Source organism: Burkholderia pseudomultivorans (assembly GCF_902499075.1).
In the GTDB taxonomy this organism is placed as follows: domain Bacteria; phylum Pseudomonadota; class Gammaproteobacteria; order Burkholderiales; family Burkholderiaceae; genus Burkholderia; species Burkholderia pseudomultivorans.
This window is the reverse complement of the sequence record NZ_CABVPP010000020.1, coordinates 67,414-88,982: the sequence shown is the minus strand read 5'-3', so window position 1 is coordinate 88,982 and position 21,569 is coordinate 67,414. Positions and strand designations below refer to the sequence as shown.

At 68.8% G+C, this 21,569-nt stretch carries 18 protein-coding genes; 11 read left to right on the top strand and 7 right to left on the bottom strand.

What is annotated here, in order from left to right; all coding sequences use genetic code 11:
* Positions 1-160 precede the first annotated feature (160 nt).
* Positions 161-1,348, top strand: a complete 1,188-nt coding sequence (locus tag BST28156_RS15850; protein WP_060240540.1) for a glycosyltransferase — start codon at positions 161-163, stop codon at positions 1,346-1,348.
* A 160-nt stretch (positions 1,349-1,508) separates the two neighbouring features.
* On the opposite strand, the gene BST28156_RS15845 is transcribed toward BST28156_RS15850, so the two are convergent.
* Positions 1,509-2,948 carry a phage tail protein gene (locus BST28156_RS15845; RefSeq protein ID WP_174902683.1) on the bottom strand — a complete coding sequence of 480 codons (1,440 nt, stop codon included), beginning with the start codon at positions 2,946-2,948 and terminating at the stop codon, positions 1,509-1,511.
* A gap of 108 nt (positions 2,949-3,056) precedes the next feature.
* Positions 3,057-4,064, bottom strand: coding sequence for a hopanoid-associated sugar epimerase (hpnA, locus tag BST28156_RS15840; RefSeq protein ID WP_059516958.1), 1,008 nt, complete (start codon positions 4,062-4,064; stop codon positions 3,057-3,059).
* Between the two features lie 211 nt (positions 4,065-4,275).
* Here hpnA and BST28156_RS15835 point away from each other — a divergent pair, with 211 nt between their 5' ends.
* The 3 genes from BST28156_RS15835 to BST28156_RS15825 all read left to right on the top strand — a co-directional run bounded on the left by BST28156_RS15835 (position 4,276) and on the right by BST28156_RS15825 (position 6,989).
* A complete protein-coding gene (locus BST28156_RS15835; RefSeq protein WP_060240542.1) occupies positions 4,276-4,572 on the top strand; it encodes an acylphosphatase in 297 nt (98 codons plus the stop codon).
* A gap of 6 nt (positions 4,573-4,578) precedes the next feature.
* Entirely contained in the window at positions 4,579-5,478 is a 900-nt protein-coding gene (rarD, locus tag BST28156_RS15830) for an EamA family transporter RarD (protein WP_174902682.1), read from the top strand.
* A gap of 386 nt (positions 5,479-5,864) precedes the next feature.
* A complete protein-coding gene (locus BST28156_RS15825; protein WP_174902681.1) occupies positions 5,865-6,989 on the top strand; it encodes an OpgC domain-containing protein in 1,125 nt (374 codons plus the stop codon).
* Between the two features lie 65 nt (positions 6,990-7,054).
* Here BST28156_RS15825 and BST28156_RS15820 read toward each other — a convergent pair whose 3' ends face one another.
* Together BST28156_RS15820 and BST28156_RS15815 are read right to left on the bottom strand one after the other, a co-directional pair.
* Positions 7,055-7,264 (bottom strand): hypothetical protein, encoded by a 210-nt coding sequence (locus tag BST28156_RS15820; RefSeq protein ID WP_009692479.1) that lies wholly within the window; start codon positions 7,262-7,264, stop codon positions 7,055-7,057.
* 117 nt (positions 7,265-7,381) lie between these two features.
* Positions 7,382-8,899, bottom strand: coding sequence for a peptide MFS transporter (locus tag BST28156_RS15815; RefSeq protein ID WP_060240546.1), 1,518 nt, complete (start codon positions 8,897-8,899; stop codon positions 7,382-7,384).
* A 500-nt stretch (positions 8,900-9,399) separates the two neighbouring features.
* Here BST28156_RS15815 and BST28156_RS15810 point away from each other — a divergent pair, with 500 nt between their 5' ends.
* The 7 genes from BST28156_RS15810 to BST28156_RS15780 all read left to right on the top strand — a co-directional run bounded on the left by BST28156_RS15810 (position 9,400) and on the right by BST28156_RS15780 (position 17,285).
* The gene (locus BST28156_RS15810; protein ID WP_060240547.1) at positions 9,400-9,981 is read left to right on the top strand and encodes a cupin domain-containing protein; all 582 of its coding nucleotides are present in this window, start codon (positions 9,400-9,402) and stop codon (positions 9,979-9,981) included.
* A 178-nt stretch (positions 9,982-10,159) separates the two neighbouring features.
* Positions 10,160-11,773, top strand: coding sequence for a peptide ABC transporter substrate-binding protein (locus BST28156_RS15805; RefSeq protein ID WP_060240548.1), 1,614 nt, complete (start codon positions 10,160-10,162; stop codon positions 11,771-11,773).
* Between the two features lie 11 nt (positions 11,774-11,784).
* The gene (locus tag BST28156_RS15800; RefSeq protein ID WP_009692483.1) at positions 11,785-12,723 is read left to right on the top strand and encodes an ABC transporter permease subunit; all 939 of its coding nucleotides are present in this window, start codon (positions 11,785-11,787) and stop codon (positions 12,721-12,723) included.
* A 13-nt stretch (positions 12,724-12,736) separates the two neighbouring features.
* Positions 12,737-13,639, top strand: a complete 903-nt coding sequence (locus BST28156_RS15795) for an ABC transporter permease (RefSeq protein ID WP_060240549.1) — start codon at positions 12,737-12,739, stop codon at positions 13,637-13,639.
* Between the two features lie 2 nt (positions 13,640-13,641).
* Positions 13,642-14,634: an ABC transporter ATP-binding protein gene (locus BST28156_RS15790; RefSeq protein ID WP_174902680.1), complete on the top strand. Its 993-nt coding sequence runs from the start codon at positions 13,642-13,644 to the stop codon at positions 14,632-14,634.
* A complete protein-coding gene (locus BST28156_RS15785) occupies positions 14,631-15,650 on the top strand; it encodes an ABC transporter ATP-binding protein (RefSeq protein ID WP_174902679.1) in 1,020 nt (339 codons plus the stop codon). The genes BST28156_RS15790 and BST28156_RS15785 overlap by 4 nt, the downstream gene beginning before the upstream one ends.
* A gap of 159 nt (positions 15,651-15,809) precedes the next feature.
* On the top strand, positions 15,810-17,285 hold the full coding sequence (locus BST28156_RS15780; protein ID WP_174902678.1) for an OprD family porin: 1,476 nt from the start codon (positions 15,810-15,812) through the stop codon (positions 17,283-17,285).
* Positions 17,286-17,331: 46 nt separating this feature from the next.
* Here the strand turns inward: BST28156_RS15780 and BST28156_RS15775 are convergent, their stop codons facing one another.
* From BST28156_RS15775 to BST28156_RS15765, 3 genes are all read right to left on the bottom strand, one after another.
* Positions 17,332-18,324 carry a DedA family protein/thiosulfate sulfurtransferase GlpE gene (locus tag BST28156_RS15775; RefSeq protein WP_174902677.1) on the bottom strand — a complete coding sequence of 331 codons (993 nt, stop codon included), beginning with the start codon at positions 18,322-18,324 and terminating at the stop codon, positions 17,332-17,334.
* Between the two features lie 154 nt (positions 18,325-18,478).
* Entirely contained in the window at positions 18,479-18,748 is a 270-nt protein-coding gene (locus tag BST28156_RS15770; RefSeq protein ID WP_060240554.1) for a hypothetical protein, read from the bottom strand.
* 278 nt (positions 18,749-19,026) lie between these two features.
* On the bottom strand, positions 19,027-21,342 hold the full coding sequence (locus tag BST28156_RS15765) for a phosphocholine-specific phospholipase C (RefSeq protein WP_174902676.1): 2,316 nt from the start codon (positions 21,340-21,342) through the stop codon (positions 19,027-19,029).
* Between the last annotated feature and the right edge of the window lie 227 nt (positions 21,343-21,569).

Sequence of the window (21,569 nt, the reverse complement as noted above, 5' to 3'; positions counted from 1 at the left end):
TCGCGGACAGCCGCTCCGGCTGCCCGGCGTCGCGCTCATTTCAAGGCCTTTCGATGACCGTCGATTTTTTCGCGTATTGCCCGTCCGCCCTTGCGGTGCCGGGTGTTTTTATTCCGACCCCGATCGAGCAGTCCGGCGCCGTCCGGCGGGAGGCGCGCCGATGATGCTGGCGATCGCATTCCTGCTGTCCGGCCTGTCGCTGGTGATCTGGATCGTGCTGCTGGTCGCGCGCGGCGGCTTCTGGCGCGCGCAGCCCGCGCGGCCGCTGCCGCCCGACGCGCGCGGCGCGGCGGCGGAAGCCGGCTGGCCGGCCGTCGTCGCGGTCGTGCCGGCGCGCAACGAAGCCGACGTGATCGCGCGCGCGGCGACGTCGCTGCTCGAGCAGGACTATCCGGGCGATTTTCATCTGATCATCGTCGACGACCACAGCGACGACGGCACGGCCGACGCGGCCCGCGCAGCCGCGCTCGCGGCCAACCGCGCCGAGCGCCTGACGGTGCTGGGCGCGAAGCCGCTGCCGGCCGGCTGGTCGGGCAAGGTGTGGGCGCAGTCGCAGGGGATTGCCGCGGTGCACACGCTCGGCCTGCCGGCCGACTATCTGCTGCTGACGGATGCCGACATCGGCCATCCGCCGGACGCGGTCGCGCAGCTCGTCACGCGCGCACAGGCCGAGCAGCGCGATCTCGTGTCGCTGATGGTGCGGCTGCGCTGCGACTCGTTCTGGGAAAAGGCGCTGATCCCGGCGTTCGTGTTCTTCTTCGCGAAGCTCTACCCGTTCTCGTGGATCAACAACCCGCGCAACAAGACCGCGGGCGCCGCGGGCGGCTGCATGCTCGTCAAGCGCACGGCGCTCGAGGAAGCGGGCGGCATCGAATCGATTCGCGGCGCGCTGATCGACGACTGCAGCCTCGCCGCGCAGATCAAGCATCGCGGCAGCGGCCGCCATCCGATCCGTCTCGATCTCGCCGACCGCAGCGTGTCGCTGCGCCCGTACGACAGCTGGCGCGACATCTGGAACATGATCGCGCGCACCGCGTTCACGCAGCTTCACTATTCGCCGTGGCTGCTCGCCGGCACGCTGCTCGGGATGACGATCATCTACCTGGTGCCGCCCGTCGCCGCGCTCGTGTATGGCGCGCGCGCGTGGCCGGCGTGGCTCGCGTGGGCGTCGATGTGCGCCGCGTATGCGCCGATGCTGCGCTACTACCGGCGCTCGCCGCTGTGGGCGCCCGCGCTGCCGCTCGTCGCGGCGTTCTATGTCGGCGCGACGTTCGCGTCCGCGTGGCGCTACTGGCGCGGCAAGGGCGGTCAGTGGAAGGCGCGCGTGCAGGCGCCGGTCGATCGCTGAGCGGCGCGGCCGCCGCCGCATCGTGCGCGGCCTCGCGGCGGCTTGCCCGATCCCGTTGGCGTCACCGCGGAAGCGGCGATGCCGATCCCCGGAAAACAAACAGCCCGATCGGTGCGCAACCGGTCGGGCTGTTGTTCGTTGGCGGCGCGTTTCGGCGCGCTTACCGCTGGGTCAGCATCATGTACATCTGGATCACGACGTCCGGCGAGAACGTGAACGGCACCCAGCCGTAGCCGGTGTGACGCGCGACCAGCAGGCGGTCGCCGTTCGACTGCTTCTGCACGGCCATCATCGGGTTCTTCGTCGACACGAAACGCCAGCCGGGCGGGATACCCTGCGGCGGTTCCGGCTGCATCGACGCGCGCGCGTGCGCGAGTTCCTCGATCAGCTGGCCGAGCTGTTCCGGATGCAGCGTGATCGATTCGCCGTTGACGGTCAGCGTGAGCTCGTTCTGCGACGGGCGCGACACGTGCAGCGTCGACTTGTCGGCCGGCGCCGGTTCGGTCGATTCCGCGGATGCTGCGGGTGCTGCGGCCGCCACGTCGCTCCCGGCCACGGCGACGACCGCGGTCCCGGTGTCGGCAGTGTCGGCGGCTTCGGTCGCCACGCCGGTTACCGCTTCGGCGGCCGACGACCCGGCTGCACCGGCGGGCTCCGCCGCGATGGCGGCCGGCGTTTCCGTCGGCTCCGCTACTTCCACATCCTCGACGTCGGCCGCTGCGGCGGTCTGCGTCGTCATCGCATCCTTGACGACGGCTTCGACCAGCGCTTCCGCGTCGGCGACGGCCTTCGCGTGGCGTTCGGCGGCCGCCTCGGCCTCCGCGATCGCTTCGGTGTGGCGCTGCGTGACGGCTTCGGCCTCGGCGGTGGCTTCCGCATGACGCTTCGCGGCGGCTTCGGCTTCGGCGATCGCCTGCGCGTGACGCTGCGCGACGGCCTGCGCCTCGGCGGTGGCTTCCGCGTGGCGCTGCGCCGCGGCTTCGGTTTCGGCGATCGCCTGCGCATGGCGCTGCGCGAGCGCTTCGGCTTCGGCGATCATCGCCGCATGGCGCTGCGTCGCGGCTTCGGCCTCGGCGGTGGCTTCCGCATGACGCTGCGCGGCGGCTTCGGCTTCGGCAATCGCCTGCGCGTGACGTTGCGCGGCGGCTTCCGCTTCGGTCGCGGCAGCGTGATGACGCTGCGCGGCGGCCTCGGCTTCGGCGATCGCCGCCGCGTGGCGTTGCGATGCGGCCTCGGCGTCCGCGTGGCGCTGCGCGAGCGCTTCGGTCAGCGCGGTCGCTTCCGCATGGCGCTGCACGGCGGCTTCGGCTTGCGTGGCGGCATCCGTGTGACGCTGCGCGGCGGCCTCGGCCTGCGCGGTCGCTTCGGCGTGGCGCTGCTGCGCCGCTTCGGCCTCGGCGGCCGCTTCCTGGTGGCGCTGCGCGGCAGCGCGGGCTTCGGTTTCCGCCGCGGCGTGGCGCGCGGCGGCGGCTTCGGCTTCCGCCGCGGCGGCGCGCGCGAAGGCTTCCGCGCTGCGTGCCGCCTGTTGCGCGGCGTGGTGATCGTGGAGGAGCTGATCGACGCCCGTCTTGAGCGCATCGATCTGATCGTTCAGGTTCATGCGTGCTTTCTCTGCGTAGGACCCGCGATTTTACCCGCTGCGCCGGTGACGGTCCGCGCGCGACGTGTAACAAAGTGCGCAAAGCGGCGCGACGTACGCCGCTTTGTGCTACTTCAGGTAGCCCGCCGAGCGGAACCAGTCGAGCGCGTCGCGCAGCCCGTCGCGATACGGCCGCGCGCGGTAGCCGAGTTCGCGCTCGGCCTTCGCGGACGTGAAATACATCTTGTTCTTCGACATCCGCAGCCCGTCCACGGTGACGAACGGCTCCTTCTTCGTGAACTTCGCGACGGCCTCGGCGCCGACCGCGAGCGGATACAGCGGCCAGCGCGGCAGCGCGATCGTCGGCGCCTTGCGGCCGGTCATCTGCGCGATGTCGGCGAGCATCTGCTGCAGCGGCAGGTTCTCGCCGCCGAGGATGTAGCGCTCGCCGATCCTGCCGCGCTCGAGCGCGAGGAAGTGGCCGTGCGCGACGTCGTCGACGTGCACGAGGTTCAGCCCGGTGTCGACGAACGCGGGGATCTTGCCGAGCGCGGCCTCGACGATGATGCGGCCGGTCGGCGTCGGTTTCACGTCGCGCGGGCCGATCGGCGTCGACGGATTGACGATCACGGCCGGCAGCCCTTCGTCGGCGATCATCCGCTCGACCGCGCGCTCGGCGAGCACCTTGCTGCGCTTGTATACGCCGATTGCCTGCTCGGGCGTCAGCGGCCGGTTCTCGTCGGCCGGATCGCCGGCGCTCGTGACTTTCAGCGTCGCGACGCTGCTCGTATAGACGATCCGCTCGACGCCCTCGGCGCGCGCCGCGCGCATCGTCGCAACCGCGCCTTCGAGGTTCGCGCGCTCGATTTCGTCGGGATCGGGCGCCCACAGCCGGTAATCGGCCGCCACGTGCAGCAGGTAGCGCACGCCGCGCAGCGCGGCGCGCATCGACGTCTCGTCGCGCATGTCGCCGGTGACGATCTCGGCGTCGAGATCCGCGAGGTTCGTGCGCGGGCTGGTCGGGCGCACCAGCACGCGCACCGCATAGCCCTTCTGCTGCGCGATGCGTGCGACGGCCGAGCCGACGAAACCGGACGCGCCGGTGACCAGGACGAGATCGCGGGAGGTATCAGTCATGCCATTCCTTCATGGCCGCGCGCGAGCGGCGCGGCGGTTATGCGTCGGCGAGATTGTACGTGGTCGGCGCGTGCGGCGACGCCGGCCCGGTGCACGCGGCGGGCATGGCCGTTGCGCCCGTGCGTGGCCGCCCGGCCGCCGCGCACGTGTGCGAACCGGCCGACGCGACTACAATGCCGGGCTTGAAATGCAACGGGAGAGGGGTGACGCGATGACCCGCAATGAACTGGACGAACGGATCGAGACCTACTACGTGCGGGTGCGCGGCGTCGTGCAGGGCGTCGGCTTCCGTCACGCGACGGTGCGCGAGGCGCACGCGCTGAAGCTGCGCGGCTGGGTGTCGAATCTCGACGACGGCAGCGTCGAGGCGATGATCCAGGGCCCGGGTGCGCAGATCGACCGGATGCTCGCGTGGCTGCGTCACGGGCCGCCGGCCGCGCGCGTGACCGAGGTGACGTTCGAGGAGCGCCGGACCGAAAAGCGCTTCGAGCGCTTCCAGCAGCAATAGGCGCATATGACGGGGTATCCGGAGGCCGGGCGCGGCGTCATGTTGTCGGTGGCGGCGTCGACGCTGTTCGCGCTGATGTCGGCGTACGCAAAACTGCTGGCGCCGCTGACCGGCCTCGACATCTTCGCGTGGCGCGTGTTGTGGACCGCGCCCGGCGCGCTCGCGCTGGTGGCGCTGCGCGGCCGCTGGCCGGCGCTGGTCGCGCTCGCCGCACGCAGCGTGCGCGACTGGCGGTTGCTGATCGCGGTGCCGGCGAGCGCCGCGCTGCTCGGCCTGCAGCTGTGGCTGTTCCTGTGGGCGCCGCTGCACGGGCGCATGCTCGAAGTGTCGCTCGGCTATTTCCTGCTGCCGCTGACGATGGTGCTGGTCGGCCGCTACTACTATCACGAACGGCTCGATCCGCTGCAGTGGGCGGCCGTCGCGTGCGCGGCGCTCGGCGTCGCGCATGAAGTCTGGGCGACGCGCGCGTTCGCGTGGCCGACGCTCGTCGTCGCGCTCGGCTATCCGCCGTATTTCGTGCTGCGCCGCCGGATCAACGCCGATTCGCTGGCCGCGTTCGCGATCGAGGTTGCGCTGCTGTGCCCGATCGCGCTCGCGATGGTGGCGACCAGCGCGACGCCGGTCGCCAGCCGTCCGCTGCTGTGGATCGTGCTGCTGCCGGGCCTCGGCGTGCTCAGCACGCTGGCGCTCGCGTGCTACCTGAAGGCGAGCCGGATGCTGCCGATGGCGCTGTTCGGGATCCTCGGCTACGTCGAGCCCGTGCTGCTCGTCGCGGTGTCGCTGCTGCTGCTCGGCGAGACGCTCACGGTCGCGAAGCTCGCGACCTACGGGCCGATCTGGGTCGCCGTCGCGCTGACCGCGTGGCACAGCGCGATGCTGATGCGGCGCCTGCCCGTGCGCAAATAGTCGTCGCGCGCAACTCGCCCGCATTGCGACGCGCAGCGCGCAACGTGCCGCGTATCGTGTCGATGACCGCCCGCCGACCGCAAGCTGTCGGCGCGCTGACGGCCGGCTGGCAGCCTTGCCCGGTGGGCCTCGGCGATCTTGCCCCTGTAACCGAACCGAAGATTCGGTTGCACTTTGTTACTTAGGGTATCTCCGGATCGGCCGTTAGACTGACCTGACCGTCTTTACTTCGTATGCAGTGTTCCAATGAACGGTCATCTCCGTGCCTGGCCAGCCGGATTGGCGCGATGCGAGCATACGCGTGTCGCCGCCGGTCGCGCTTGCCTTCCCGTTTCTTCTCCCGAGTCTTCCGGTGCGTGCCGCGCCGCCATCGCGTGGGGGCGGTCATGTCGTTGAACGCGCCGCTTTCCGCCGCCAGTGTGCCGCCGCGCAGCGGCCGCCTGATCGAAGTCGATTTCTTCCGCGGGATCGTGCTGCTGATGATCGTCGTCGATCATATCGGCGCGAGCGTGCTGTCGCGCGTGACGCTGCATGCGTTCGCGCTGTGCGACGCGGCCGAGGTGTTCGTGTTTCTCGGCGGCTTCGCGACCGCGAGCGCGTACGGCGCGATCGCCGAACGGCACGGCGCGCGCGCCGCGCAGCGGCGCTTCGTGCGTCGCGCGATGCAGATCTATCGCGCATTCCTCGCGACGTCGACGCTGATGCTCGTCGTATCCGCGGTGCTCGACCACTACGGGATCGACGCGCCGAACCTCGCGCTCGACGACGTCAGCGTGATGCTCGCGTCGCCGCTCACGGGCCTCGCCGAACTGCTGACGTTCCAGCGCCAGCCGTATCTCGCGTCGGTGCTGCCGATGTACGTGCTGTTCGCGCTCGCGTCGCCGGTGCTGGTGCCGTTCGCGCGCCGTCATCCGTGGCTGCTCGTCGCGCTCAGCGTCGCGTCGTGGCTCGCGGCCGGCTGGCTCGGCCCGGAACTGCTCGATACCGATACGTTCCGCTGGAGCTTCAATCCGTTTGCGTGGCAGCTGATGTTCGTCGCCGGCGTGCTCGCGCGCTGCCAGCCGTTCTATCGGCGCGTCGCGCTCGGGCGCTGGAGCGCGGCGGCAACCGGCGTCGCGTGCGCGGTCGTGCTCGGCTGCGCGAGCTACAAGCTGTTCTCGGGCCTGCCGGTGCCCGAAGGCGTGCTCAAGCGCGATCTCGCGCTGCCGCGCGTCGTGAGCTTCGCAGCCGTCGCGTGGCTGATGGCCGACTGGGTGCGCTATGGCTGGATCGCGCGGGTCGCGCAGGCCGTGCGGCCCGTCGTCGCGGTCGGCCAGCGCGGGCTGATCTGCTTCGTCGCGGGCGCGGTGATCTCGCTGGTCATCGATTCGCTGCTGCATCCGGTCGCGAACGGCGCGGCGCTGCGCCATCTCGGCGTGGGCTTCGCGGCCGACGCCTGCGCGCTCGGGCTGATGATGGCGGTGGCCGGTTCGGGGGCGTGGTTCTCGCGATGGCGCAGCGCGGCTGCGTGAGCACGCGGGAGGCGCGGGAAGGGCTCGAGGCGCGCGAAGCGCGCAGGCGGCACGCCGGCGTGCCGTCAGTGGCGCGAGCCGATATCGGAGCGGGAAGCGGGGGACGTGTCGTCGGATTCGGCGTCGTCGCGTTCGTCGGACGCTGCCGCGTCGTCCTGCTGCGCGAGTACCGCATCGGCTTCGGCGGCTGCCCGGGCGGCGCGCAATGCGGTGCATCGCTGCGCGCGCCGAATGTCGGACAGTATCCTCAAGAGCCGCGTCGTCTTGCTTTTCATCGTGTTCTCCTGCCTGTCGCGCGTCTCGTCGGAAGCGCTCCCTGCAACCAGTGTAGGACGCGATTGCGCAACCGGCAGGAGAATGTGGCGTGCACGCAGCACGCCGAGGGATAGTCCTTACTGCGCGGCGACGGCCTGCGCCTGCAGCGCTTCGTCGCGACGCTCTTCCGCGCAGCGCTGATGCTGGCGCGACAGGCGGTTCATCATCGGCAGCAGCAGCAGCGCGAGCAGCATGCCGATCGCGGCGAGCCAGCCGAGCTTCTCGAACAGCGACAGATAGAGCGGCAGCGAATCGACGGCCGGCAGATCGTGCGACGGCATCTGCGCGAAGTTCGCGACGACGCTGCCCAGATACTGCGACACGCCGGTCGCGACGAAGTACGCACCCATCATGAAGCCGCTCATCCGCGCCGGCACGTAGCGCGCGATCATCGCGAGGCCGAGGCCGCTCACCAGCAGTTCGCCGAGCGAGTAGAGGCCGTAGCCCCACACCATGAACCACGACGACACGCGGCCGTCGATCGCGTAGCGGCCGCTGATCGTGAACACCAGGTAGCCCGCCGCGACCGCGCCGAAGCCGAGCGCGTACTTCGCGGCGACCGGCAGGTCGCGGCCGCGCTTCGAGAACGCGTTGTAGACCCACACGAGCACCGGGCTCAGCAGCATGATCCAGATCGGGTTCAGCGCCTGGAACTGCGCGGCGCTCCACGTGAACAGCGTCGTGCCGAACAGGATGAAGCGCGGATCGACGTTGCGCAGTGCGAACAGCGTCAGCGACGTCGACATCTGCACGTAGAAGATGAAGAACAGGATCACCTGCGCGATCAGCACGAGCGCGGCAATCAGGCCGGCGCGCTCCGAGCGTTCCGACTTCGCGATCATGTACGCGAAGATCGCGAGGATCGCGACCGCGGCCGTCCATACGCTCGCCACCGCCAGCTGCTTGTGCTGCAGCACGTACAGCGTGACGAGCGCGAGCGCGACGCCGCCTGCCGCGACCGCGCCGAGGCGCTTCCAGCGGATCGGCTCGTCGTCGGGCTGCGAGCCGATGTGCGCGAGCGTGCGGTGCATCAGCATGAAATTCAGGATTGCGAGCAGCATGCCGCCGCAGCAGACCGCGAACGCGGTGTGCCAGCCCCAGTGATCCTTGATCCACGGCGTCGCGAGCATCGACACGGTCGAGCCGATGTTGACCGCCATGTAGTAGATCGTGAACGCGCTGTCGATGCGCGCGTCGTCGCCTTCGTAGATGCGGCGCACGAGGTTCGCCGCGTTGGCCTTGAACAGGCCGTTGCCGACGACGATCACGCCGAGCGACGTGTACATGTAGACGAGCTGGTCGTTCGGCACCGCCAGCATCAGGTAGCCGGCGCACAGCACGGCCGCGCCGATGATCATCGTGCGACGGGCGCCGAGCACCTTGTCGCCGATCCAGCCGCCGATCGACGGCGACGCGTAGACGAGTGCGGTGAACGCGCCCCACGTCAGGTTCGCATGGCTGTCGGTGAAGCCGAGCCGGTCGACCATGAACAGGACCAGGAGCGCGGCCATGCCGTAGTAGCCGAAGCGCTCCCACATTTCGATGAGGAAGACCGTCGTAAACGATCGGGTTTGTGAAACAGGTGCGTGCATCATCAAATCTCGTTGAAACGGGCGACGCGGATCGCGTGTCGCCAAGGGTCGAACTGGCGCCCGTGCGTGGCGGCCGGGTAGGCTTGCGCGCAGGCGGTGGCATCAGTCGGGCGGTTGGCCCGGGCCGGGGTCAGACTCCGCCGGAATCTGGCGGGGCGAGCCCCCGACCGGCGCGCGAATGGTAACGTTTGCCGGTCCGGTGCGTCAGGTCCGCACCACATAGGGAAATCCCCGACATGGCAGCAGCTTTCAGGAACATTTGTCTCGTCATGTCGTTGTAAACTTTGCGCCCGGCCCTCCGAAAAATCCCGGAGAGCCGCTTGCAGCTTGCCTGTGAAGGCGGCGAGTCTGGCAAGATAGCGCTTCTTTTCGCTCGCTTCGGCCCCTGTTTAGTGCACCGGGCTCAACGCCGAAGGCGTGTGCGAACCCGAAGACTAAGCCATATCGACCTAACTTAGTTACTTTCCATCAAACATTTTTTGACGACCACTTTTCGGCCTGCTATGGTTCCCCCCACTGAAAACTCGCGGTCCGCCGACGCTGCCGCCGCACTGGGCAGCAAGATTCGCGCGTTGCGCCAACGACTGAAGCGCACGCTCGACGAAACGGCGACGGTCGCGGGCATTTCGAAGCCGTTTCTGTCCCAGGTCGAGCGCGGGCTCGCATCGCCGTCGCTGACTTCGCTGGCCGGCATCGCGCAGGCGCTCGGCGTAACGGTGCAGTACTTCGTGGATACGCCGAGCGAAGAACGCTCGGTCTGTCGAGGCGAGCAGTTGCGCTTCTTCGGATTCGCCGATTCGGCGAACCTGTTCGCGAGGCTGACCAACGTGACCGAAGGGCGTCAGCTCGAGGCGATTCTCGTGCGGATGCCGCCGGGACAGAAGCGATCGGAGGTGACGACACACGCAGGAGAGGAGTTCCTGTATGTGATTGAAGGGGAAGTGTCGCTGACGCTGGAAGGCAAGACGTTCGTTCTGCAGGCCGGCGACAGCTCGCACTATCAGTCGACGGTTCCGCACAGCTGGGTCAACACCGCGAAGATCGAGTCGGTGGTGGTCTGGGTCGGGACGCCGAGGCTGTTCTAACGCACAGGTATTCCTTCGTTTCCAAGACGGAGTGCCTGTCGAAAGAAACGTAAGGAATACTAATATGCAATACGAGAATCACGGGCCTCCTCAATCGCTGCTCCCGACAGCGTCTCACGCGTAACCCGCGGCACCCGCCGCGCGACGCTCACCGAACAACCTTCTCAAGACTGCCACGATGAAATCCTTGCATGCCATGTCGGCCGTGCTGGCCGCGCTCGCCCTGACGACGCCCGCCGCTCGCGCCGTTACCGTCCCGTCGAACGTCACGCTCGCTGCGCAGCAGGACCTGACGCGACAGGTGCCCGCCGAAGTCGAGTCGCTCGATCCCGCGCACATCGAATCGTGGACCGGCAACACCATCGGCCTCGACCTGTTCGAAGGGCTCGCCCGCATCGACGCGACCGGCCAGGTCGTGCCGGGCGTCGCGCTGTCGTGGGAGCGCAAGACACCGACGACGTGGATCTTCAAGCTTCGCCACGACGCGAAGTGGAGCAACGGCCAGCCGGTGACGGCCGCCGATTTCGTCTATTCGTGGCAGCGCCTCGTCGATCCGAAGACGGGCTCGAAATACACGATCCTCGTCGAGTTCGTGAAGAACTCGAAGGAGATCATCGCGGGCAAGGCCGCACCGTCGACGCTCGGCGTGCGCGCGGTCGACCCGTACACGCTGGAGGTGACGACCGACGTGCCGGTCGCGTTCTTCCCCGAGCTGACCGCGATGGCGCCGCTCGCGCCGGTGAACAAGGACGTGGTCGCGAAGTTCGGCGATGCGTGGACGCGCCCGGGCAACCTCGTCAGCAACGGCGCATACCAGCTGGTCGACTGGCAGCCGAACAACCGCATCGTGATGACGAAGGACGCGAAGTACTGGAATGCGCCGAAGGTCGTGATCAACAAGGTCACGTACCTGCCGATCGAAAGCGATGAAACGGCGATGCGCATGTACCAGGCCGGTCAGATCGACTACAGCTACTCGATTCCGTCGGGGATCTTCCAGCAGGTCAGCAAGCAGTTCGGCAGCGAGCTGCGTCCGGGCCTGCAACTGGCGACGTACTACTACTACCTGAACAACAGCGATCCGGTGCTGAAGGACAAGCGCGTGCGCCAGGCGCTGTCGATGGTGATCGATCGCGACGTGCTCACGCAGCGGCTCACGCAGGCCGGCGAGAAGCCGATGTACGGGCTGATGCCGAACGGCACGAAGGGCGTGCAGCCGTTCACGCCGGAATGGGCGTCCTGGCCGATGGCCAAGCGCGTCGAGACCGCGAAGAACCTGCTGAAGCAGGCCGGCTACTCGGACGCGAAGCCGCTGTCGTTCACGCTGACGTACAACACCAACGATCTGCACAAGAAGGTCGCGCTGTTCACCGCGTCCGAATGGCGCACGAAGCTCGGCATCAACACCAAGCTGGAGAACGTCGAGTTCAAGGTGCTGATGAAGGAGCGGCATGACGGCAAGGTGCAGATCGCGCGCGACGGCTGGTTCGCCGACTACAACGACGCGATGACCTTCTTCGACCTGATCCGCTGCGGCAGCTCGCAGAACACCGTCGGCTACTGCAACAAGCAGGTCGATGCGCTCGTCGACGAAGGCAACCAGAAGCTCGACGACAAGGCGCGCGCCGCGCTGCTCACGCAGGCGCACGACACCGCACTGAACGACACGCCGATGGTGCCGCTGTTCCAGTACTCGGCCGACCGCCTCGTGAAGCCGTACGTGGGCGGCTACTCGCTGAAGAACGTGATCGACATGCGTGCTTCGCAGGACATGTACCTGATCAAGCACTGAGCGGAGCGATCATGCTGGCCTACGCTTTGAGACGCACGTTGTGGGCGGTGCCGACGATCCTCGCGGTCATCACCGTCTGCTACCTGCTGCTGCATTTCACGCCCGGCGGCCCGTTCGATACGGAGAAGCAGCTGTCCGCGGCGACGCTCGCGAACCTGAACGCGAAGTACCACCTCGACGAGCCGCTGTGGAAGCAGTACCTGCTGTATCTCGGCTCGCTGCTGCACGGCGATCTCGGTCCGTCGTTCCGGTACGTCGACTGGTCCGTGAACGACCTCGTGAAGAAGGCGCTGCCCGTGAGTCTCGGCGTGGGCGGCGTGTCGATCCCGATCTCGATCGTGCTCGGCGTGCTGCTCGGCACCGTCGCGGCCGTGCGCCGCGACAGCCTGATCGACCGCTTCGTGATGCTGATCGGCAACTTCGGCAACGTCGTGCCGCCGTTCGTGCTCGGCCCGGTGCTCGTATGGATCTTCGCGATCCTGCTGAAGACGTCGGCCGGCAACGGCTGGCTGCCGGCCGGCGGCTGGGGCGACGGCGGCTGGCAGTACCGGCTGCTGCCGATCGTGCTGCTGACCTTCATCAACGTGTCGCTGCTCGCGCGCGTGATGCGCGGCTCGATGATCGAGACGCTGTCGAGCAACTACATCCGCACCGCGCGCGCGAAGGGCCTGCCCGGCTCGACGATCGTGCTGCGCCATGCGCTGAAGCCGGCGCTGATGCCGGTCGTGTCGCTGTTCGGCACGGTCTGCATCACGTCGATCACGGCGGCCGTCGTCACCGAATCGGTGTTCGCGCTGCCGGGGCTCGGGCAGCTCGTCGTGAACGGCGCGATCAACCGCGACTACACGCTGGTGCTCGGCCTCGTCGTGCTGACGACCGTCTGCGCGGTGCTGTTCAACCTGCTGGTCGACCTCGCGTACGCGTGGCTCGATCCGCGTATCCGTTACTGAGCGAGGCGCAGCGATGACTCCCACCACACCTGCCGTCGGCCTGCCCGTGCAGACCGACACGCCGCCGCGTTCGCGCTCGCCGCTCGCGCTGGCATTCGCGCGTTTCCTGCACAACCGTGCAGCCGTGTTCAGCCTCGTGCTGCTCGCGCTGATCGCGCTCGCCTGCTTCGTCGGCCCGTGGCTGCTGGCGGCCGATCCGGCCGCGAGCGACTGGGGCGCGATCAGCCTGCCGCCGACGCTCGCGAACCAGCACTGGTTCGGCACCGACGAACTCGGCCGCGACCTGCTGGTGCGCACGCTGATCGGCGGGCGCGTATCGATCGAGGTCGGCCTGCTCGGCACGCTCGTGTCGGGCCTGTTCGGCGTCGCGTGGGGCGCGACCGCGGGCTTCGCGGGCGGCCGCGTCGACGCGGTGATGATGCGCATCGTCGACATGATGTACGCGATCCCGTACCTGCTGATCGCGATCCTGATGATGACGCTGTTCGGCCGTTCGTTCCTGCTCGTCGTGCTGACCATCAGCGCGTTCTCGTGGATCGACATGGCGCGCGTCGTGCGCGGCCAGACGCTGTCGCTGCGCAGCCGCGAGTTCGTCGATGCGGCGCGCGCGATCGGCGTGTCGCCGGCATCGATCGTGCTGCGCCACGTCGTGCCGAACCTGCTCGGCGTGGTCGTCGTGTACGCGACCGTGTCGGTGCCGAACATCGTGCTGACCGAATCGGTGCTGTCGTTCCTCGGTCTCGGCGTGCAGGAGCCGATGACGAGCTGGGGCGTGCTGATCCAGGACGGCGCGCAGAAACTGGAATCGATGCCGTGGCTGCTGCTGGCCCCGGCCGTCATGCTGTGCGTGACGCTCTACTGCGTGAATTTCGTCGGCGACGGCCTGCGGGATGCGCTCGACCCGAAGGATCGCTGAAGATGGCCGCACTACTTGAAGTCGACAACCTCGGCGTGCGCTTCACGCGCAAGGATGCACCGCCGATCGACGCCGTCAGCGGCGTGTCGTTCTCGCTCGAAGCCGGCAAGACGCTCGGCATCGTCGGCGAATCGGGCTCGGGCAAGAGCCAGACCGTGATGGCGCTGCTCGGCCTGCTGGCCGGCAACGGCACGACCAGCGGCGCCGCGCGCTATCGCGGCAAGAACCTGCTCGAGATGGATACGCGCGCGCTGAACGCGGTGCGCGGCGACCGGATCGCGATGATCTTCCAGGATCCGATGACGTCGCTCAATCCGTTCCTGACGATCGAGCGGCAGATGACCGAGACGCTGCAGCTGCACCGCAAGCTGTCGCGCAAGGCGGCGACGCAGCGCGCGATCGAGGCGCTCGAATCGGTGCGCATTCCCGACGCCGCGCGCTGCATCCGCATGTATCCGCACGAGTTCTCGGGCGGCATGCGGCAGCGCGTGATGATCGCGATGGCGCTGCTGTCCGAGCCGGAAGTGCTGATCGCCGACGAGCCGACCACCGCGCTCGACGTGACCGTGCAGGCCCAGATCATCGACCTGCTGCGCGAGCTGAACCGCGAGCGCGGCACCGCGATCGTGCTGATCACGCACGACATGGGCGTGGTCGCGGGCCTCGCGGACGACGTGATGGTCATGTATGCGGGCCGCACCGTCGAATACGCGCCGGCCGAGTCGATCTTCGCGGCGCCGTCGCATCCGTACACGATCGGGCTGCTGAACGCGCTGCCGCGCCTGACCGACGCCGACGACGCGCCGCTCGTCGCGATTCCCGGCAATCCGCCGATGCCCGGCACCGCGGCCGCCGGCTGCGCGTTCGCGAAGCGCTGCGCGTATGCGGAAGGCCGGTGCGACACGGCGCGCCCGGCACTCGAAACCTATGGCGCCGCGCATGCGGTGCGCGCATGCCACCGGCCGGTGGCCGATCTGACGGGAGGACTGCGATGAGCGTCGATCAACGCCGCGATAGCGGCGCGACGGACGACACGCTGCTGTCCGTCGAGAATCTGAAGGTGCATTTCCGCGTGCCGCTCGGCGGCTATCCGTGGTCGCCGAAGGGTACGCTGCGCGCGGTCGACGGCGTGTCGTTCGACGTGAAGCGCGGCGAAACGGTCGGGCTCGTCGGCGAATCGGGCTGCGGGAAGTCGACGCTCGCGCGCGCGCTGATCGGCCTCGTGCCGGCGACGGCCGGCACCGTGAAATGGCGCGGCCGGACGGTCGAGCCCGAGCACCTGCGCGGCACCGCGATGCGGCGCGAAATGCAGATGATCTTCCAGGATCCGCTCGCGTCGCTCGATCCGCGCATGACGATCGAGCAGGTCGTCGCCGAGCCGCTCGTCACGCACCAGCCGGGCCTTGGACGTGCCGAAGTGCGGCGCCGCGTGGTCGCGATGCTCGAGCGGGTCGGCCTGAACGCGCATCACATGCTCCGTTATCCGCATGAATTTTCCGGCGGGCAGTGCCAGCGTGTGGGCATCGCGCGCGCGCTGATCGGCGAGCCGAAGCTCGTGATCTGCGACGAACCGGTGTCGGCGCTCGACGTGTCGATCCAGGCGCAGATCGTGAACCTGCTGCGCGACCTGCAGCGCGATCTGTCGCTGTCCTATCTGTTCGTCGCGCACGATCTCGCGGTGGTGAAGGCGATCAGCCAGCGCGTGCTGGTGATGTATCTCGGCCGCGTGATGGAGTTCGGCACGCGGCACGACGTGTACGGCGTGCCGCAGCACCCGTACACGCGCGCGCTGCTCGACGCGGCGCCGACGCCGGAACCGGCACGCGAGCGTGCGCGCCGGCCGATGCTGCTGGCGGGCGAAATGCCGTCGCCGCTGAACCCGCCGTCGGGCTGCGCATTCCGGACGCGCTGCCCGGTCGCGATCGACGCATGCGCGCAGGACGTGCCGCTGCCGGAAGTGCGGCACGGCTCGGCGGCGCGCGTCGCGTGCATCCGCGCGGGCGCGGCATGAGCGTCGAACAACCATAAACAGGCAGGTCGACAGGGGTAAGTGCGGCGCGAACGATCTTCGCGTCGCGGGTACAGGCGCGCCCGTAGGCGGTCGCGCCGGGTGGGGGCCGGGCGCGGATCGCGGCCGGCGGGACGACATCAACACAAGAAGAGAACCACGATGAAAAAGCAGAAGACGATCGGGACGGCATCGAAGATGCTGCTTGCATGGGGACTGCCGGCGCTCGCCGGCGTGTCGCTGACGGGCGTCGCGCGCGCCGACGACGCGGCCCCGGCGCCGCTGACGGTCGCGCAGGCCGCGCCGGCCGCGCCGGCCGCCGGTGCGAGCGTCGCGCAGGCGACGACGCCGAACGCCATTGTCAACGCCGAGGCCAGCCAGGCCGTCACGCCGCCCGACGAGCCGTCCGCGCAATCGAAGTCGAAGGGCTTCATCGCCGACAGCCATCTCGACTTCCTGTTCCGCAACTACTCGGACATGCTCGACAACAAGGGCGGCCCGCACCGCCACGCGTGGGTCCAGGGCGTGATGGCGAACTTCGAATCGGGCTACACGACGGGCCTGATCGGCATCGGCTTCGACGCATCGCTGTATGCGGCGCTGAAGCTCGACGGCGGCGCGGGCGCGGGCAGCATGGTGCACATCGCGAAGGGCGGCGGCGGCTCGAACCAGCTCGCGTGGGCGTACCCGGGCGTCTACGACGTGAAGGCGCGCATCTCGAACACGGTGATCAAGTACGGTCTGCAGGCCGTCGACAACCCGTTCATGGAGCAGCACGACAACCGCGCGCTGCCGCCGACCTTCCTCGGCGCGACGATCGTCAGCAACGAATTCAAGAACGTGATGCTCGAGGCCGGCAGCTTCACGAAGACCGACGCGCGCGGGCACACGACGCTCACGAACCTGACGACGCAGTACGGCGGCACGCGCGTCAATCGCCTGACGTACGTGGGCGGCACGTGGGACTACTCGCCGAACGGCGAGCTCGCGCTGTATGCGGACCAGGCCGACGACGTGTGGCACCAGTACTACGCGTCGGTGAAGCACAGCATCGGCGATACGAAGTCGATCAAGTGGACCGGCTTCGCGAACGTCTACTCGACGCACGACACGGGCGATGCGCTGCAGGGCAAGATCGACAACAACGCGTACAGCCTGTCGCTGGCCGCGCAGCACGGCCCGCACGAACTGCTGCTCGGTTACCAGCAGATCCTCGGCGACCAGTTCTTCGACTACATCACCGAGACCAACGGGATCTTCCTGACCAACTCGATGGACGTCGACTACAACGCGCCGCACGAAAAGTCGCTGCAGCTGCGCTACACGTTCTACGGCAAGGAAGCGGGCCTGCCCGGCTTCAAGGCGATGGTGTGGGGCGTGACGGGCTGGGGCGCGGATGCGAGCGCGGGCGCGGCGAACGACCCGAGCAAGTCGAGCATCTACTGGAGCAACGGCGCGCCGGTGCAGGGCCGTCACCACGAGTTCGGCTTCATCCCGTCGTACACGTTCCAGAGCGGCAAGCTGAAGGACACGAAGGTCACGTTCATCGCGATGTGGCACAACGGTTCGGCTCACTACTCGGATGCGACGAACCGCGAGTACCGCCTGGTGGTGAACCTGCCGCTGCACGCGTTCTGACCGTGATCGACGCGCGGGCTGCCTCGCGTCGCACGGCCGGCCGCGCTCAGGCCGGCTTGTGCAGCCCCGCGATCGCGTCGTTTGCCGCCGGCAGGTCCTCGGCGAGCGACGCGAGCTGGCGGCCCGTGTCGCGCCATGCGTCGAGGCCGCCGCGCAGCGCGAGCGCATCGGTGAAGCCGGCGTCGAGCAGGCGCTTCGCCATCAGCGCGGCCGTCACCTCGTTCGGGCACGAGCAGTACACGACGAACTTCTGCGTCAGCGGATAACGCGCGACGATGTCGCCGATCTGGCGTTCGTCGGCGAACTGCGCGCCGGGAATCGTGAACGGATCGAGCTTGCGGTGTTCGGGCGAGCGCACGTCGAGGATCACCGGCGCGGGCGCGTCGCGCAGCAGCGCGTCGAGTTCGTCGACGCCGATCCGCGCGCTTGCGAGCTGGCGGATCAGCGCGCGGCGCCGCATCCAGCGGATCGCCGCATAAACGGCCAGCAGCGCGACGATCACCACCAGCACCGCGCGGCCGAGCCGGCTCGCGCCGGCGAACAGCCAGTCGATCTGCCGGTAGAACACCAGCCCCGCCACGAGCCCGACGATCGTCCACAGCGCGGCGCCGAGCGCGTCGTAGCCGACGAACGTGCGGTAGCGCGTACCGAGCGCGCCGGCCATCGGCACCGACACGAGCGACAGCCCCGGGATGAAGCGCGCGACTGCGAGCACGCGCACGCCGTAGCGGCCGAAGAAACGCTCGGTCTTTTTCACGCAGCTGTCACGCGACAGCGACAGCCGGCAGATCGTCTTCAGCGTCGTGCCGCCGTAGCGCCGGCCGGCGACATACCAGACGGTGTCGCCGATCAGCGCGCCGAGCACCGACAGCGCGACCACCGTCACGAGTTGCGAGCCGATCATTCCCGGGTGCATCGCGGCCATCGCGCCGAACAGCACGAGCGTCGGCAACGCCGGCACCGGCAGCCCGATGGCCGCCGCGAGCACATTGGCGAAGACGAGAAGCGGCCCGTACTGGGCGACGAGGTCACGGAGCATGGCGGCTGACTGGAATGGACGCGCGCGCGGAAAACCTGAAGATGGGCCGATTATCGGCCATTTTCAAGTCGGCGGACGGAATGACGGAAAGCGCCTGACGGCAGCAGGGTGATGACGGTGAGCGGGCGGCGTGCGCGCCGCTCACCGTGGCGGATCAGGAGGGGGTGCGGGCGAGCGACGCGAGGCCGTGGTTTTCGCCGGGCAGCTCGGCGCCGTGCGAGCGAATCGCCGCGATCAGCTCGGCCGGCGTGATTTCATAGCGCACTTCGCGATGAATGCCGGGCTTGCGTTCGTCGATTTCGATCAGCAGCACGCTCTTGCCGTCGCCGGTCGCTTCGAGCCGGAGCGAGCGCAGTTCGCGGCCGTCGGCCGGGTCGTGTTCGGTGAGCAGGGTCATTGCCCCGGATGAGCCGGTAGTGCGCATCGAACCTATCCTCGTGTCGTGGTTGCCGTGTTGGCGAAATGTCGTTGTAGAAAAACTGCAAAACAGCTTGACGCAGTTTAACGCGAACGGACGGCATTACGGAGCATTTTCGTGCGGTCGGAAATGAGGGTTATACCACCGATCCGTCAGATGTTTGTGCCGCGCCGGACGGGCGTTCCGGGCGGGTTGCGGGCCATGGCGCGGGCTGCCGGCCGCCGTTCGCGGCCGGTGCGGCAGGCACGGCGACACGCGGCGCAGCGCGCGTCGCCGCGGCCGCGTCAGAAGCGGTCGGCGAGTCCCATCGCCGGGTCGCTGACCGAGTGGCGGCCGGTTTCGACGCGGCCTGCCACGCGGCGCGAGAAGCTCGCGTCGCTGTCCGCCGTCACGACGAAGTCGTACCAGTTGCCGGTCGAGTCGAGCTTCCAGTGCAGCTCGGACTGTTCGCCGGCGCGCACCGTGACGGTCCACGTGGTGCCGGTGCCGTTGTCATGGCCGCGGCCATGGTCGTCGTTTGCGCCGCGGGCGGTCAGCGGCCCGTAGACCCGGTTCGATTTCACCGTGAAGCGCACCGTGCCGGCGCCGTGATTGCTCAGCCGCAGATGCAGGTTGCCGCTCGCGCCCGCGTAGCCGACGCGGATCTCCGGGTTCGGCGCGCGGGCGCCGGCCAGCCGCGTCAGGTCGCCAGTGAAGCGGCGGTGATAGCCGTTCGGGCCGAGCACCCAAAGGTCATATTTACCGCTGTCGTCGGCGCCCGCCGCCCAGTTGCCGTGCAGCGTCTTGCCCGGCTCGACCGCGTAGCGCCGCGGCAGGCGGTCGAGATGCAGCTTGTCATAGACGTGAAACACGGCGGCCGCGCGGCCGGTATTCGCGAACTTCAGCGTGATCGTGCCCTTGCCGGCATCGGCGCGCGCGCTCGCATGCAGCTCGTACGGCAGCGCGCGCGACGGGCGCACGCCGGCGGCCTGCGCGGGCGCGGCCGGCGTGGCGGGCGGCGCGATCTTCGGCGCGGCCTGCTGCGCGGCGCTCAGCGCGTCGACCTGGCTCTTCGTCGAGCGGCCTGCGAGCGTCGGCAGCGGCTCGTTGTTCGGCGAGCGGAAGTTGAATGCGCTCGTCAGGTCGCCGCACACCGCGCGGCGGTACGCACCGATCTGCGGCTCGGCGACGCCGAAGCGCTGCTCGAGGAAGCGCAGCGTCGACGTATGGTCGAACACCTGCGAATTGACCCAGCCGCCGCGGCTCCACGGCGACACGACCCACATCGGCACGCGCGGACCGGGGCCGTACGGACGGCCATCGGCTGCGGGCTGGCTCGACGTGGCCGGCGCGAAGTCGTGGTATTCGACCGCGACGTCGGCGTCGCGCAGCGTATGGCCGCCCGCGAGCGTGCCGTCGGCATTGCGCGACGGCGCGGCCGGCGACGGCATGTGGTCGAAGAAACCGTCGTTTTCGTCGTAATTGATCAGCAGCACTGTCTTGCTCCACACCTCCGGGTTCGCGGTCAGCGCATCGAGCACGGCCTGCACATACCAGCCGCCCTGCGCGGGGCTCGACGGTCCCGGGTGCTCGCTGTAGACCGACGGCGGAACGATCCACGACACGGCCGGCAGCCTGCCGTTGCGGATGTCGTCGCTGAACGACTCGAGGAAGCCGTACGGCATCGTGTTGCCGAAGCCTTTCGCGAGCGGGCTGAGCGGGTCGTCGATCGCCGGATCGTAGAACGGGCCGGCGGCCGTCACCGGCTGCGTGATGTCGGTCGACGCGACATATACGGGCCGGCGCGCGGCCGGCATCTGCTCGATGGCCGCGCGCCAGTGGCGGAAGCTCATCATCTCGTTGCAGCCGAAGTTGTCGATCAGGCTCTGGTAGACCTTCCAGCTCACGCCGGCCTGCTGCAGCCGGTCGGCGTAGGTCGTCCAGGTCCAGCCCTGGCTCGACGGGCCGATGTCGTTGCCGCCGTTGAACTGGTTGTTCAGCGCGGCGACCCTCACGCGGCTGCCGTCGGCCGGGCTGATGCCGTTCGGGCCGTTGGTGCCGCTCCAGTAGAACAGGCGGTTCGCGATCGTGCCGGTGTGCATCCCGCAGTGGTAGTGGTCGCACAGCGTGAACGCATCGGCGAGCGCGCGCTGGAACGGCACTTCGGCCGCGTCGTAGTAGCCCATCGACAGCAGCGTCTTCGCGTCGGGCCAGCGGTTCATGCGGCCGTGATCCCAGGCGGCCTGCGCGTCGGCCCACGTGTGCGGCGTGCCGCCCGCGCGCTGCGCGTTGCCCTGGCTCGCGTCGAGGTGATACGGCGTGCTGGTCGTGGCGGGCGTCGTCTTCGTGTAGGTCTGGTAGAACACGTCGCGGCCGTTCGGCGACGGCACCGCGAAGCGGTCGCCGTAGCCGCGCACGCCCTTGAACGTGCCGAAGTAGCTGTCGAATGCGCGATTCTCCATCATCAGCAGTACGACGTGCTTCACGTCGTTGATGGTGCCCGTTTCGTGAAACGCGGGGATCGCGAGCGCGCGGCGGATGCTCGGCGGAAACGCGGACAGCGCGGCGGCCGAGAGGCCGGCGGTGGTGGTTTTCTGGAGAAATTTGCGGCGTGACGTCATGGCGTTCGAGTCCTGTGATGGTGGGAGCGTTCGTGACTTCGTCTGGTTGCGCCCAAGCGTCGTCCCCCCCTGGGACGGTCCGCGATGCGCGTGCGTGCGGATGCGCCGGCCGCGCGCCGGATGTGCGCGCCCCACGGACGACGCGCTGCGTCGCGTGGCGGTTTCGACCGTCGTCGCCGGTCCGTGCCTCGCGCGCTCGTGATGCGCGGGACGGGATGTCGGCACGC

Bases quoted from the DNA above. Each gene is read 5' to 3' on its own strand.
- BST28156_RS15850 (WP_060240540.1), top strand. From the start codon at position 161: ATGATGCTGGCGATCGCATTCCTGCTGTCCGGCCTGTCGCTGGTGATC.
- BST28156_RS15845 (WP_174902683.1), bottom strand. From the start codon at position 2,948: ATGAACCTGAACGATCAGATCGATGCGCTCAAGACGGGCGTCGATCAG.
- hpnA (WP_059516958.1), bottom strand. From the start codon at position 4,064: ATGACTGATACCTCCCGCGATCTCGTCCTGGTCACCGGCGCGTCCGGT.
- BST28156_RS15835 (WP_060240542.1), top strand. From the start codon at position 4,276: ATGACCCGCAATGAACTGGACGAACGGATCGAGACCTACTACGTGCGG.
- rarD (WP_174902682.1), top strand. From the start codon at position 4,579: ATGACGGGGTATCCGGAGGCCGGGCGCGGCGTCATGTTGTCGGTGGCG.
- BST28156_RS15825 (WP_174902681.1), top strand. From the start codon at position 5,865: ATGTCGTTGAACGCGCCGCTTTCCGCCGCCAGTGTGCCGCCGCGCAGC.
- BST28156_RS15820 (WP_009692479.1), bottom strand. From the start codon at position 7,264: ATGAAAAGCAAGACGACGCGGCTCTTGAGGATACTGTCCGACATTCGG.
- BST28156_RS15815 (WP_060240546.1), bottom strand. From the start codon at position 8,899: ATGATGCACGCACCTGTTTCACAAACCCGATCGTTTACGACGGTCTTC.
- BST28156_RS15810 (WP_060240547.1), top strand. From the start codon at position 9,400: ATGGTTCCCCCCACTGAAAACTCGCGGTCCGCCGACGCTGCCGCCGCA.
- BST28156_RS15805 (WP_060240548.1), top strand. From the start codon at position 10,160: ATGAAATCCTTGCATGCCATGTCGGCCGTGCTGGCCGCGCTCGCCCTG.
- BST28156_RS15800 (WP_009692483.1), top strand. From the start codon at position 11,785: ATGCTGGCCTACGCTTTGAGACGCACGTTGTGGGCGGTGCCGACGATC.
- BST28156_RS15795 (WP_060240549.1), top strand. From the start codon at position 12,737: ATGACTCCCACCACACCTGCCGTCGGCCTGCCCGTGCAGACCGACACG.
- BST28156_RS15790 (WP_174902680.1), top strand. From the start codon at position 13,642: ATGGCCGCACTACTTGAAGTCGACAACCTCGGCGTGCGCTTCACGCGC.
- BST28156_RS15785 (WP_174902679.1), top strand. From the start codon at position 14,631: ATGAGCGTCGATCAACGCCGCGATAGCGGCGCGACGGACGACACGCTG.
- BST28156_RS15780 (WP_174902678.1), top strand. From the start codon at position 15,810: ATGAAAAAGCAGAAGACGATCGGGACGGCATCGAAGATGCTGCTTGCA.
- BST28156_RS15775 (WP_174902677.1), bottom strand. From the start codon at position 18,324: ATGCTCCGTGACCTCGTCGCCCAGTACGGGCCGCTTCTCGTCTTCGCC.
- BST28156_RS15770 (WP_060240554.1), bottom strand. From the start codon at position 18,748: ATGCGCACTACCGGCTCATCCGGGGCAATGACCCTGCTCACCGAACAC.
- BST28156_RS15765 (WP_174902676.1), bottom strand. From the start codon at position 21,342: ATGACGTCACGCCGCAAATTTCTCCAGAAAACCACCACCGCCGGCCTC.